Origin of the sequence: Micromonospora sp. WMMD712, assembly GCF_029581295.1 — a bacterium.
Taxonomy (GTDB): Bacteria; Actinomycetota; Actinomycetes; order Mycobacteriales; family Micromonosporaceae; genus Micromonospora; species Micromonospora carbonacea.
In genome coordinates, this window is sequence record NZ_CP120743.1 from 3,515,499 (window position 1) to 3,528,114 (window position 12,616).

Annotated in this window: 13 protein-coding genes, 1 tRNA gene and 1 CRISPR repeat array; of the genes, 5 read left to right on the forward strand and 9 right to left on the reverse strand. The window is 70.2% G+C overall.

The window, feature by feature from the left end; all coding sequences use genetic code 11:
- Positions 1–115: 115 nt before the first annotated feature.
- The 6 genes from O7633_RS15045 to O7633_RS15070 form a co-directional block, all read right to left on the reverse strand.
- Complete coding sequence (locus O7633_RS15045; protein WP_282328221.1) at positions 116–2,656, reverse strand: bifunctional diguanylate cyclase/phosphodiesterase; 2,541 nt, start codon at positions 2,654–2,656, stop codon at positions 116–118.
- A gap of 121 nt (positions 2,657–2,777) precedes the next feature.
- The gene (locus O7633_RS15050) at positions 2,778–2,924 is read right to left on the reverse strand and encodes a hypothetical protein (RefSeq protein WP_158229434.1); all 147 of its coding nucleotides are present in this window, start codon (positions 2,922–2,924) and stop codon (positions 2,778–2,780) included.
- 464 nt (positions 2,925–3,388) lie between these two features.
- On the reverse strand, positions 3,389–3,925 hold the full coding sequence (locus tag O7633_RS15055) for a class I SAM-dependent methyltransferase (protein ID WP_282328222.1): 537 nt from the start codon (positions 3,923–3,925) through the stop codon (positions 3,389–3,391).
- 362 nt (positions 3,926–4,287) lie between these two features.
- Positions 4,288–5,478, reverse strand: a complete 1,191-nt coding sequence (locus tag O7633_RS15060) for a helix-turn-helix domain-containing protein (protein ID WP_282328223.1) — start codon at positions 5,476–5,478, stop codon at positions 4,288–4,290.
- A complete protein-coding gene (locus O7633_RS15065; protein ID WP_178066451.1) occupies positions 5,475–5,618 on the reverse strand; it encodes a hypothetical protein in 144 nt (47 codons plus the stop codon). Before O7633_RS15065 ends, O7633_RS15060 begins: the two co-directional genes overlap by 4 nt.
- Positions 5,615–5,863, reverse strand: coding sequence for a hypothetical protein (locus tag O7633_RS15070; RefSeq protein ID WP_278129422.1), 249 nt, complete (start codon positions 5,861–5,863; stop codon positions 5,615–5,617). The genes O7633_RS15065 and O7633_RS15070 overlap by 4 nt, the downstream gene beginning before the upstream one ends.
- A 127-nt stretch (positions 5,864–5,990) precedes the next feature.
- On the opposite strand from O7633_RS15070, the gene O7633_RS15075 reads away from it, so the two are divergent.
- Both O7633_RS15075 and O7633_RS15080 read left to right on the forward strand, forming a co-directional pair.
- Positions 5,991–6,782, forward strand: coding sequence for a GntR family transcriptional regulator (locus O7633_RS15075; RefSeq protein WP_278129423.1), 792 nt, complete (start codon positions 5,991–5,993; stop codon positions 6,780–6,782).
- The gene (locus tag O7633_RS15080) at positions 6,779–7,333 is read left to right on the forward strand and encodes a GCN5 family acetyltransferase (protein ID WP_282328224.1); all 555 of its coding nucleotides are present in this window, start codon (positions 6,779–6,781) and stop codon (positions 7,331–7,333) included. Before O7633_RS15075 ends, O7633_RS15080 begins: the two co-directional genes overlap by 4 nt.
- A gap of 210 nt (positions 7,334–7,543) precedes the next feature.
- Here the strand turns inward: O7633_RS15080 and O7633_RS15085 are convergent, their stop codons facing one another.
- Positions 7,544–8,062: a hypothetical protein gene (locus O7633_RS15085; RefSeq protein ID WP_282328225.1), complete on the reverse strand. Its 519-nt coding sequence runs from the start codon at positions 8,060–8,062 to the stop codon at positions 7,544–7,546.
- Positions 8,063–8,400: 338 nt separating this feature from the next.
- Entirely contained in the window at positions 8,401–8,637 is a 237-nt protein-coding gene (locus O7633_RS15090; protein WP_282328226.1) for a hypothetical protein, read from the reverse strand.
- 787 nt (positions 8,638–9,424) lie between these two features.
- Here O7633_RS15090 and O7633_RS15095 point away from each other — a divergent pair.
- The gene (locus O7633_RS15095) at positions 9,425–10,012 is read left to right on the forward strand and encodes a hypothetical protein (RefSeq protein ID WP_282328227.1); all 588 of its coding nucleotides are present in this window, start codon (positions 9,425–9,427) and stop codon (positions 10,010–10,012) included.
- A gap of 395 nt (positions 10,013–10,407) precedes the next feature.
- On the opposite strand, the gene O7633_RS15100 is transcribed toward O7633_RS15095, so the two are convergent.
- Positions 10,408–10,491, reverse strand: a tRNA-Tyr gene (locus O7633_RS15100).
- Positions 10,492–10,641: 150 nt separating this feature from the next.
- Here O7633_RS15100 and O7633_RS15105 point away from each other — a divergent pair.
- Positions 10,642–11,136: a YajQ family cyclic di-GMP-binding protein gene (locus O7633_RS15105; RefSeq protein WP_282328228.1), complete on the forward strand. Its 495-nt coding sequence runs from the start codon at positions 10,642–10,644 to the stop codon at positions 11,134–11,136.
- Between the two features lie 122 nt (positions 11,137–11,258).
- Positions 11,259–11,899: direct repeats of the CRISPR family, unit length 28 nt; unit sequence GGATCACCCCCGCGTGCGCGGGGAACAG.
- A 350-nt stretch (positions 11,900–12,249) separates the two neighbouring features.
- A complete protein-coding gene (locus tag O7633_RS15110) occupies positions 12,250–12,585 on the forward strand; it encodes a YnfA family protein (RefSeq protein WP_074472498.1) in 336 nt (111 codons plus the stop codon).
- Positions 12,586–12,616 lie beyond the last annotated feature (31 nt).

Below are 12,616 nucleotides of genomic sequence, written 5' to 3' on the forward strand. Positions count from 1 at the left end.
CTCGGTGGCCGCGCAGAGGTAAGAGTACACGGCCCCGCGCCGGAGGTGAAATCGGATCCCCCCACCCTTGCGCGTCGCAACGTTTCCCCAGCTCAGCACCGTGTTTGCGGCGGATTCAGGGGACGATGCGCAGCCGCCGGACGTCCGGGGTGACGAACGCCTCGGACTCCAGCTGGGCCCCGAACCACGCCTCCAGCCGCTCGTACGGCAGCGGCCGGCTGAACAGGAAGCCCTGGCCGATCTCGCAGCCGATGTCCTGGAGCAGCTCCAGGGTCAGCTCGCTCTCGACCCCCTCGGCCACCACCGCGAGGCCGAACTGCTGGGAGAGGGTGACCACGGCGTTGACGATGGCCAGGTCGCCCGGGTCGGTGGCCATGCCCTGCACGAAGGAGCGGTCGACCTTCACCTCGTGCACGGGCAGCCGGCGCAGGTAGGCCAGCGAGGAGGAGCCGGTGCCGAAGTCGTCCACCGACAGCCGCACCCCGAGGTCGCGCAGCCGGTGCAGCGTCGGGATCGGGCGGTCGGTGCCGTCGAGCACCCCGGCCTCGCGGATCTCGAAGGTGAGCCGCTGCGGGGGCACGTCGTACTCGGCGAGCAGCTCGCGCACGCGGTCGGGGAAGTGCCGGTCGGTGAGCGTACGTGCGGAGATGTTGACCGCGACGGCGAGCGGCTGCTCGGCGTGCGCCCAGTCCCGGCTGCGCCGCAGCCCCTCCCGCAGCACGATCTCGGTCAACCGGCCGAGCTGGCCGGTGTGCTCCGCCACGGCCACGAAGTCCTCCGGGGCGACCTCGCCGTGCGCCGGGTGCTCCCAGCGGGCCAGGCACTCCACCCCGACCAGGCGGCGGTGCCGCAGCGTCACCTTCGGCTGGAAGTAGACCTCCAGCGCGCCGTCGTCGAGGGCCTTGCGCAGGTCGCCGGCGAGGCCGAGGCGGCGCAGCGAGCGTGACTCCAGCGCCGGGTTGAACAGCTGGATGCTGCCCGGCATGGACTTCGCCGCGGTCGCGGCCAGGTCGACCCGTTGCAGCAGGGTCGCGGCGTCGCTGCCGTGGTCGGGGTGCACGGCCACCCCGACGGCGGTGTCGACGTCGAGCGTGAACGCGTCGAAGACCATCTCGGCGCGGATCTCCTCGCGCAGCCGGGCGGCCAGGTCCAGCGCCGCCTCGGCGTTCTCCAGCCGCAGCGTCACCAGGAACTCGTCGCCGCCAGCCCGGCCGACCAGCGCCGAGGAGGGCGCGGAGTCACGCAGCCGGACGGCGACCTCGGCGAGCACCTGGTCGCCGGCGGCGTGGCCGAGCGACTCGTTGACCTGGCGCAGCCCGTCGACGTCGAACAGCAGGACGGCCACCACCTCGCCCGGGGCCCGGATCTTCACGGCCTCGTCGAGCGCCGCGCTGATCCGCCGCCGGTTGGGCAGCTTGGTCAGCGTGTCGTGGTAGGCGTCGTGGCGCAGCCGGTCGACCAGCCGGGAGTTCTCCAGGGCCACCGCCGCGTGCGCGGCGACCGTCTCGAGCACCGGCACGTCCGACGGGGTGAAGTGGCCGACGTCGCTGAGCCGGTTGACCACCTCCAGCGTGCCGATGACCGCCTCGCCGGAGCGCAGCGGCACGACGATCGCGTCCTTGGTCGACTCCGCCCGGAGCATGGCCAACTGCACGCGGTCACCGCCGAGGCGCGCGCCGAGCGCGACGGTCTGCCGCTGCTGGACGACCTGTTCCCGCACCGACGCCGGGATCTTCGAGAAGTCGAGCAGCCCCCGCCCGTCGATCCGGGCGGTCAGCAGCACCTCGGGGTGCCGGCCCTGGGCGGGCAGCCACAGCGTCGCGTACTCGGCCTGCATGAGGGCGCGGACCCGGCCGAGCAGCGCATCCGGCAGGGTGCCGTCCTGGCCGCTGCGGGTCATCGCCCGGGTCAGGTCGTAGATGTCGGCAAGCGTGCGGTGCTGGCGGAGGAACTGGGCGTACGCCCGGTAGACCAGCGCCACCGTGAGCGCGAGCGCGGCGAGCAGCAGCAGCGACCAGTAGGTGGCCTTCAGCGCGAGCAGGATGATCAGGCCGACGGTCGCGTTCACCGCCGCCGCGAGCAGCGGCACGGTGGACGTCCGGACCACTTCGAGGCCGGCCTGCCAGCCCTGGAGCAGGGTGATCACGCCGACCACGGCGGCGAGGGTGACCAGGGTGACGGTGCTGACCGCGGCGAAGAGGATGCCCCACGTGCCGGGGCCCACCCCCCGGATCGGGGGCAACGCCAGCAGCACCAGGCCGGCCAGGGACGTGGCCGCGGCCGACCGGGCGACGTTGAACGCGAACTTGGCCGGGCCGAGCCGCCGCCGGAACTGGGCGATCAGGGCGGCCAGGGTGGCCACCAGCACCAGGGTCAGCGGCGGGAGATAGTAGAGCGCCAGGACCAGGGGAATCTCGGTGATCGTGGCCGAGAGTGTCTGGCGCCGGACGATGAAGCTCAGCACCGGCAGGTGGGCGGCGACCAGGGCGGTGAGCAGCAGCAGGCCCAGGCCCCACTCGCCGTAGGCGTCCTTCTTGTCCTCGGTGACCAGCGCGATCAGCAGGCAGCAGATGACCGCCAGGAACGCCAGCGGCCCGGTGATCAGCCAGGCCAGGTCAGTCCCGCGTCGTCGCACGGCTGCCGCTCGGCTCGTCATCCTGCTCCCTTGTTGTCACCGAGAGTGAACTCCGCGCCGATGCCTGGCCCGTGTCTCGCCGCTGCCGCCGCCGCCCGGTGGGTGGCCGGGCGACGGCGGCGTCACACGAACTGCGAAGAACCTAGTTCCACTCGAACTCGAGGTTCACCAGGCCGCCCGAGGCTGAGGCCGGGGCACCGGCGACAGAGGCGACCGAGGCGACCCCGGAGGCGAGCGCGAACAGCATCAGGGTCATGCCGAGCAGCCGACCCAGCTTTTGAGTAGGCATCTGTGGGGCTCCTGTCACGAAACGGGCAGCACGGGGGGCGTGAAGATTCCATGATGGTGCCACACGCACTGAGGGCAACAAAGCCCTCGGTGGCCTGGCTCCGCCTGGACGGCAACAAGTCCGACCGATCGGCAGGACGCCCTGCCTGGCGGGGTGATACCCCTGCGTTCCCGCGTTCCACGCTGTCCTTCATTTGGCGAACACTCGGACCTAGCGCGCCAATCATGGAAATTCATTGAATGCATGCTCCAGCCCCCTGGCGCCACGCATCGGGAAACAGCACACCACAGACGACGAGATATCGAAAGGGACCTTCGTCCCGAACCCACGTCGACCCCTCCAGGGCGGTGCGCGACGGGCCCGGGCGGGCCGGGCCGGCCCCGGCACGTCGGCGACCTGGGGGCATCCGGCGGCCGGGACACCGCCACCTCCCCGACATCGGGACGATCGGACAGAACGCCTGGTCAGGCCGGGGTCGGCGGGCCCAGAAGAGGGCGTGCCCGCTCGTCCCCTCGGGCACGAACTCCTCGGCGGCGACCAGCAGCCCGGCCTCCCGCAGCCAGGATCGGTAGGTCGACGCGTCGGCCTGGCTCCACCACATCGGGGCGGGACCGCCGAGCCAGTTTCTCCCCGGTGCCGGTCCAGGCGCTGTCGCCGGCGGTGGCCAGCAGCCAGCCGCCCGGGCGCAGCCAGGTGGCGATCCGCCCGATGAGGCGGGGCTGCTCGGGCAGGAAGGTCCCGGTGGGCACCGGGCGGCGGGCCCGCCCGACCTGCACGGCGCTGATGTCGACGCCCGTGACGCGGTGCCCGGCGGCGGCGAGGAAGCGGGCGGCCGGCACGCCACAGCCGAGGTCGAGAACCGCCACCGCAGCCGGCAGGCGTCGGCGCAAAGCGGCGAGCCACGGAGCGTATTGGCCGTCCCCGGCATCGTCCGCTCGGTAGTGGTGCGACAACGCGTCGTATCCGCGCTCGACCAAGCCCCGCCCGTCAGGATCGTCCATCTTCGCGAGGCCAGGTGGCGCGATGCCGCGCGCTCATTCGATTTCCCCGGAAAGTTCCCCGGAAAGGGCGGAGTCGCCGCCCATTGCCATTGCCCCGGCGGGCGGCTTCCGCCGCGCATAGGGAGCTGAGTCAGATACGACATCACTCACGACGCCCGCCCGCACTCCCCACCCCACTCGTTCCCGGCTGGCAACACCTTGGTCGTCTGCTCGTCACCGGCGCGACACGCCGAACCGGATGCCGGTACCCGACAGGCGATCTTCGGGGCCGACCGTCGGGCGCTGCCGGGGTCGGTAGCACCGTCGGGCAGGGCCGCAGGGTCGGCGGCGCGGCGGACAGCGCGGCACGATCGGGCGGCTGCCTACTGCCGGGTGAGTCCGACGGTGGCGGCGAGGCGGGCGACGTCGGCGGCGGTGAGTCCGGTGCGGACGATCGCGGTGAGGGCGGCGCGTGCGGCGGGGCGGGTGCGCGCCTCGGCGGGGGCGATCCGGTCGGCGTCGATCAGGGCGCGGCCGGCGGCCCGCGGGTCGCCAAGATCGAGGTGGGCGCGGGCGATGTCGATGAGGTGGGCGGCGCGGTGCTCGGCGGGAAGCTGACGCCAGCCGTCGCCGCTGGTGGCGTACCGATGGATGGTGACGGCCTGATGATGGTCGCCGAGCTGGGTGGCGACCAGGGCGCGGGCGAGGGTGACGGCGGCGGAGCCGAAGGCGATGCCGTCGCCGTCACCCTGATGGTGGTCGTCGTGCGCGGCGGCGAGGTGGGCGGCACGCTCGGCGAGGTCGTGGGCGGTGGCGGCGTCGCGGTAGCTTGCGGCGGCGAGGGCGGCTTCGAGCAGCAGCGTCCCGGCGAGGCCGGGGTCCGGCGGGCGGTCGTGCGCCGCCAGGTCAAGCTGGTGTACGGCGGTGAGCGCGGCGGCCTGCGCGAGGCGCCCCCGGTGCAGGGCGCGCAGGGCCTGGGCGAGGGAGACGGCGGCGAGCGCGGTGCGGTGCGGGTCGCCGGTGGCGGCGGTCATGGCGCGGTCGGCGGCCAGCCAGGCGAGGTGGGGCTGGCCGAGCTTGACCAGCGTCTGGGCGGTCAGCCGGTAGACGCGGACGGGCGGGTCGGCCGCCGGCTCGGCGCGGCCGGTGTGCCGGGTGGCGGCGAGCAGGTCGGGCAGGGCGCGCAGGACCTGGGCGTGGTGGCCGTTGCGGTAGGCGGCCCAGGCGTGCCCGGCCCGGTCGTCGAGCTGCCGCGCGGTGGGGCTGTCGGCGTCGGCCCCGGGTGGGTCGTGGCGGGCCAGCGCCGCGCGGATGCGTTCCACGGCGGCGTCGGTGTCGGTGACGCCCTCCCGGCGGGGCCTGCCGGTGAGCAGGATCGTCGGGGTGACGCCGAGGGCGGCGGCGACGGTCTCGATGACGGAGAGCCGGTCGAGGGTGCGTACACCTCGCTCGACCTTGTCGACCCAGCTCTTCGACCTGCCGATCCGGTCGGCGAAGACCTGCTGACTCATGCCCCGCCGCGCCCGCAGCTCCGCCATCCGCCGCCCGATCGGCACCTCGTCGCGGCCACTCATCTGTCCAGCTCCGGGGGCATGGCCAGGGTGTGCTCGCCGCAGCGCGGGCACCAGCGGGACTTGACCCGGAAGGCGAGCAACCCGAGCAGGAAGCCCGGCACCAGCCCACCGAACACGATCGACACGACCCCGGAGATCACGAGCACTCCCGCTTCCCGGTCACGTCAGAGGTGTTCGCAGGCGAGAGCGCCCGCAGATACCGCGTCACCCGGGCCGCCGCCTTCTCGGCGTGCTCCACGAGCGTGAGCAGTGGCGAGTGGGTCGGTCGGCGCAGCTCAAGGGCGTCCTCCGCCCGAGCGAGTGCGGTCAGGTGGGCGCGGGTCGATGCGAGGGCCCGGTTCACCACTTCGATGTCCCGTGCCAGCTCGCCGGCCTGATCATCCATGCCACTCCTCTGCGATCGAGCCGTAGCCGTAAGTAAGGTTGGATTCATACCAACCATTACAGGCGGGCAGGAGGCAGTCAAGGCATGCGGATAGATTGGTTGGTACGACATCAGGAGGGACGGCGACGTGGGCCAGCCGAAGTACCGCCAGATCGCCAGCGAGCTTCGGGGCCAGATCGTGTCCGGAACACTGCGCGAAGGCGACCGGCTCCCGACCGAGCCCCAGCTCCAGGACCAGTACGGCGTCTCGCGCAACACCGTCCGCGACGCCACTGCCCTGCTGGTGAACGAGGGCCTGGTGCAGAGGGTGCCCGGACGCGGCGGCGGCATGATCGTCCGAAGGAAGGTCACTCTGACGTTCCACGCCCACCGCGCCGAGATGCCCGCCCAGCCGACGGCCGAGACGGACGCGTGGCGTTCGGAGGTCGTGGCCCAGGGCTACGAGGCGTCGCAGGAGTTCACCCTGACGATCCGGTCCCTGTCGCCCGAACTCGCCGAACGCCTCCACGTCGAACCCGACTCGGTCGCGGTGCTGCGCCGATGCGTCCGGTATGTCAACGACCAGCCGTCCTCGTTACAGGACACCTACTACCCAATGGACCTCGCCGAGGAGATCCGCGAGCTGCTGTCGCCGAAGGACATCCCGCAGGGAACCACCAGGCTTCTGGCCGAACGGGGTCACCAGCAGACGGCCTACTACGACGAGTACGTCTCCCGGATGCCCACGCCCGAGGAGGCGAACCTGCTCGGCTTGCAGCCCGGCACGACGATCCTGCTGCACATCCGCACCGGCTACACCGAGCAGCGCCCAGTGCGGGTGTCCTTCAACGTCTTCGCCGGCGACCGCAACCAGATCGTCACCACCCACGGAGACGTCAGCGTCATCGCCAGGTTCCGCCCCGAGGAATCCCCCGAGTGATCATCACTCCGGCCCGGCTCCAGGACGTCGACGTCATCATGCAGTGGCGGCGCGAGCGGGTGGCGTGGCTCGCCGCCCGGGGCGAGGAACAGTGGTCCATCCCGCTGCCCCGGTCCGCCGTGGCCGCGACGGTATCCGCCGGACAGACGTGGCTGGTCTGGGACGGCGACGACCCGATCGCCACCATCACCCTGACCGCATACGTGGACGTGGACGGCCTGTGGAAGCCGGACCGGGACCCCGAGGCGCTGTGGTACCCGGAGGACGACCCGGCCGACGCGTTGTACGCGGCGAAGATGATGATCCCGCTGGCCCACTCCGGTGCTGGCCTCGGCGGCGAGCTGCTGGACTGGGCCGGCGGGCGGGCCTACGACGCGGGGCTGACCTGGCTACGGTTGGACGCCTGGACCACCAACTATGGGCTCCACGACTACTACCGTCGGCAGGGTTTCCGACACGTCCGGACCATCGAGTCCCGCGTCTCCGGCGCGTGCTTCCAACGGCCGTCCCAGCCCTACATCAACGGGCACCTCAAGACCGAAATGGCATGACCAACCAAAAAGCACCGGTTGCTTTCACTGCCGAGAACTAAGGGCGAATTCTCTCGCCAATCCGATGGAGGCTACTCAGACCAGGGCCGGGTGACGAGAGCCCCTCTCGGGACGCCCGTCGCCCGACCCCGCCGGACCGGAATTACAGGTGCGTCAGGCTAAGGAGCTAGGAGCCGGCAGAGCGGTGCCGGCTGAAAGCCAGTGCAGAGACTATCCGGCCACGTTCAGCAGGAACTTCTCGTGGCCGCCACCATTGGCGTTGAACTGACAGTTGACGATCCCGCCGCCGGAATTTGTGGAGGCCGTCACCCCGGAGCCGACCAAGCGCAGGTACACGTTCGGAAAGGCCGTGGCCGACTCGAAGGAGAACGAGCCGTCCGCCTGCGCGCGAAGCTTGAACTTCTCGTAGGGCTCCACGCCGAACTGGCAGTTTACCGTCCCACCACCGGGACCTGAGGTGATGGGCGGCAGCTCGGCACCGTCCATTCGGAGATACACGTTCGGAGAGACCACCGACTCGAAGGAGTACGAACCGTCCGAGTTCGCGTGGAGCCTGAACTTCTCCAGGGGGCCCGCGCCGAACTGACAGTTGACCGTCCCACCGCCGGACCCGGTGAAGGTGGTCACCCCGGCCCCGTCCATGCGCAGATAGACGTTCGGAAAGAACGTCGACTGGATCGTGATCGGCTTGCTTCCGAGCGCCGCGAAGTCCGCTACTGACAACGGCATTTGCCATCTCCTCTCGCAGGGATCACTCACGATAATCGAACGACTACGGAGAGGTAAGAGGGGGGCTTGGCGCTGCTTGAACGTAACGACGATCGTGGACGGATACAGCAGAAGCCGAAATCAACCCATATGGCGGCATCACCCAATCTCGCGGTGAGAATGCCATCTGCTGGAAGGTGCGGCAAAGCCACGCGATTATCAGAGTCACCGACGGCCCAACCGAGGTGGCGGGTCAATCTTCGGCGGGGCGGCTTAGCCTGCCGGCAGTCGCGGCCAAGCGAATCCGGGCTTTCGAGACGACCGGACGGGCTCGTAGTCGCGGGCCAGCGAGGAACAGTTCAATCGTCCGTTGGCGTCGGCCAGACATCGCGCGAGTCGTTGAAGGGCCGGCCCTGCGGCGAGTCGACCGTCAGGGACCCCATTCGGCGAGGCAGGGAGACAGCCCAGTGCCCCAGGGAGACAACCGCACGGGGCACCGACCACCGCAGCCAGTTCGCCAGGTACCACACGGTGAAGACCGCCGCCAAGCCCAGCACCATCAGCACCAGACACAGGAACGCCAGCTTGAAGATCACTTACGCATTCTCGCTCAGCAGGGTCAGGCAGGCCATCAACCCAAAGCCGCGACGAATCATCCGCAGCCCGCGTGTGCGGCACAGCTCGTGCATCGAGGCTCTCAGCCTTCCGGAGGCATCGGCCAGACGTCGCGGGCATCGTTGAAGTACTCGCCGGACGTCGAGCTGACCTGGCCTCCCGACCGGCGCGCAGGACCCCCTGCCCGCGCTCGGACGCGTCCGTTTCCTGGGCCGGGTCGCTCAGGAAGAGCACCCTTCGGTCGACGAACCGCCGCCCATGCCAGCCATCCCGCCACCGCGACGACAGAGAGGATGATCAACAACGGAAGCCACAGGTGAATGATCACGGCAGCCAGAGCGACAAAGACGTTCATGGCAGCAGGATGCGCCGACCACACGCCGGAGGGAAGCGAGGCGCGATCTTGGAAGCCATACCACCCGTGACCAGCCGCTTCGTGTCGATCATAAGCCCCGGACGCCCGAAGTTCCCGTCATGTTCCCGCAGCGGAACACCTCATCCGAGCGCGTTACCGATCCGGTCGTTCACCCCGTCCTCTCCCCCGTCGATGCCGTTGGCATAGACCCGCAGGAGCACGGCCACGCTGTGGCCCAGGCGGCGGGCGACCTCCGGCGGGGATGGCGGATGGCCAGTCGAGGGTTTCGGGGTCGATACTGGCCCTGGAAGCGTGCGGCCAACGTGCCATATCTGGTGGAGGGGGCGGTGGCGGCTGAGGGGACGGCGGGGAAGCATGAGCGGCAGCTTGCGGGTCCTGTGTTGGGGCTGGAGATGGCGCAGATCGCGGCCCTGATTGGCCAGGGCGGGCGGTCAGATCGGCCGACGCTGGTCGGCGTGGAAGGGTTCGGCGGTGCCGGCAAGACCGTATTCGCTCGGCGGCTTGGTCAGTCGCTGGGCAGTTCCCATCTGGTGCACCTGGACGATTTCCTGATCCACGGCGTGGTCAGCAACGAGGACAAGACCGACTTCGACCGCGGGGAACTCGCGCGTCGGGTGCTTGAGCCGGCCCGGCGTGGTGAGCTCACGGCGTACCGGACTCTGACCGACAGCGACGGCGGGCCGGGTAGGTGGGTGAAGGTGCCGGCGGTCCGGTATCTCATCGTGGAGGGCGTGTCCGCCTACCACCCCGAGCTGCGGCAGTACTACCACCACCGGATCTGGGTCGATGCGCCGATGGAGATCGCTCGGGAGAGGGCCAGGCAGCGGGACATCCGGCGAGGTATCTACGACCGGGATCTGTGGGACGCCTGGGAACGCTCGGAGATCAACTACAAGGCCAAGTACGTCCCGCACCTGACGTGCGACATCGTTTACGACAACGCTGGCGAGGCCGCCGACATCCGATGCGGAGACGAGTGAGTAGCCCCTGCACAGCGCTGCTGGTGCGTGGACGCGGCGTCGCCTGACGATGTGGACGGTTCACCGACTGCCCGGGGCGGCCGGATCACTGTGGTCGACGTCACCATCGGCCCGGACGACTCAGTGACGTACGACGGCGTTGGCACGGTGGTGACCACCAGAGCGGCCGGCCGAGTGGAGACGTACGGGGCTAGCGAGATCCGGATCATCGGGCGGTAACGCCGGTCTGGGCAAGCTCACCTGAACCCACGAACGGGGCGACCCGGAGCCAAGATCAGCGTTCCCGTTATGTTCCCGTGGAGGCTTATAGACGGCTGGACTAAGCCGGACTCGGCCAGATCAACGAGAACGGCCCCCGATCAGCATTCCTGCTGTTCAGGGGCCGTGACTGCACCTGGTGGCGGGTAGAGGATTCGAACCTCTGTAGCTTTCGCGACGGATTTACAGTCCGCTCCCATTGGCCGCTCGGGCAACCCGCCAGGGCGTCGCCGCCGCGCCGTGGCGTGGCAGCGGAGCCAAGGATAGCGGTTGCTCCCGGGGCGAGTGCAACCGGGTACCGTCAGGGGGTCGTGCCGCTGGTTGGCGGCGCGCACGTGCACTGACCACCGCCGGACAGCAGGAGCATCAGCATGGCAGCGAACCCGTCGTTCGACATCGTGAGCAAGGTCGACCGGCAGGAGGTCGACAACGCCCTCCGCCAGGCGGAGAAGGAGCTCACGTCGCGGTTCGACTTCCGGGGAACCGGCGCGGAGATCTCCTGGACGGGCGACGAGGCGATCAGGCTCCAGGCGGAGACCGAGGAGCGGGTCCTGGCCGCCCTGGACGTCTTCAAGGAGAAGCTGGTCAAGCGGAACGTCTCGCTGAAGGCCCTGGACGCGGGCGACCCGCGCGCCTCGGGCAAGGTCTTCAGGATCGAGGCCAAGGTGGTCCAGGGCATCGACTCGGACAAGGCCAAGGCGATCAGCAAGAAGATCCGCGACGAGGGCCCGAAGGGCATCCAGGCGCAGATCCAGGGCGACCAGCTCCGGGTCACCGGCAAGAAGAAGGACGAACTCCAGGCCGTCATCGCCCTGCTCAAGAGCGAGGACTTCGGCATCGCGCTCCAGTTCACCAACTACCGCTAAGGGCCCGGTCAGGCTCCTAGTTGAGCAGCGAGCCGCACCGTGTGAGCTGGGCGAACTTAGGCGGCTTTGGTCGTCGCTGGTCGCCCTTCTCCGGCCTTTGACGGCCTGGCTCCGCTACCGGGCGGGAGCACCCACGTGCGCGGGGAACAGCCCCCTCGCCCTGCTGTACGAACTCCCGTACAGGGATATCACCCCCGCCTGCGCGGGGAACAGGTCACGGGGGAGCCGTTGTCGCCCGACCGCCCGGGATCACCCCCGCGTGCGCGGGGAACAGCGACGACGCGCTGTTCCGCGCGAAGTACAGCGCGGGATCACCCCCGCGTGCGCGGGGAACAGGCCCTCCAACACACCGGGAGGTCGGCGCTCACGGGATCACCCCCGCGTGCGCGGGGAACAGCCGGCTCGGGGGGTAGCGCCGGCAGGGTCGGCAGGATCACCCCCGCGTGCGCGGGGAACAGCCGAACGGCTGCAGCCCCGTGAACAGCTGGACGGGATCACCCCCGCGTGCGCGGGGAACAGGCGAAGCCGCCTACGACGCGCGCGGCGGGCAGCGGATCACCCCCGCGTGCGCGGGGAACAGGGTGGCTTCCCGGCTGGGACACCGACCGGCTCAGGATCACCCCCGCGTGCGCGGGGAACAGGCGCTGGACCTCCCGCCCCGGGACTACGTGGTGGGATCACCCCCGCGTGCGCGGGGAACAGCGGAACCTGCTGGCCGACGTCCGGCAGGTGTGGGGATCACCCCCGCGTGCGCGGGGAACAGACTTCCTGACCTGGGCCGCTAAAGATCAACAAAGCCGGTTTTATTCACTTGCCCGACCAAGATCCATCCGCCCGTGCCGCCCGTTCACTGGTGACAAGGTACCGCTGACTCGCCGCGCTTGCCGCGCACCGTGCCCGCGCCCCGCCCACCGCCGACCCCCACGACGGGGAAGGAGGCCAAGGCGACAAGGTGGAGCGCTTACAGGACGAACGACCTTGTCGGCCCCGGCCCGCTCGCTCTGCCTGAGTAGGCGGTGCACCGGATCGCACACCCACCCCTACCCCCATGACCGTCCGGCAACTCCACACCAACTACCGCTGACGAGGGATCACAGGGCTACGGTCTGACGCATGACGGTCGCCCGCTCGATCCTGCTGTTCCTGCTCGCCGCCCTCGCCGAGATCGGCGGGGCCTGGCTGGTGTGGCAGGGCTGGCGGGAGCACCGGGGGCTGCTCTGGATCGCGGGCGGCGTGGTCGCGCTCGGGCTCTACGGCTTCGTCGCCACGTTCCAGCCCGACGCGAACTTCGGCCGCATCCTCGCCGCGTACGGCGGGGTGTTCGTCGCCGGGTCGCTCGCGTGGGGCATGGTCGTCGACAGGTTCCGGCCCGACCGTTACGACGTCGTCGGCGCGGCCATCTGCCTGGTCGGGGTCGCCGTCATCATGTACGCGCCACGCAGCGGCTGACCACAGCCCCCAGGCACCGGGCGAGCAGAAC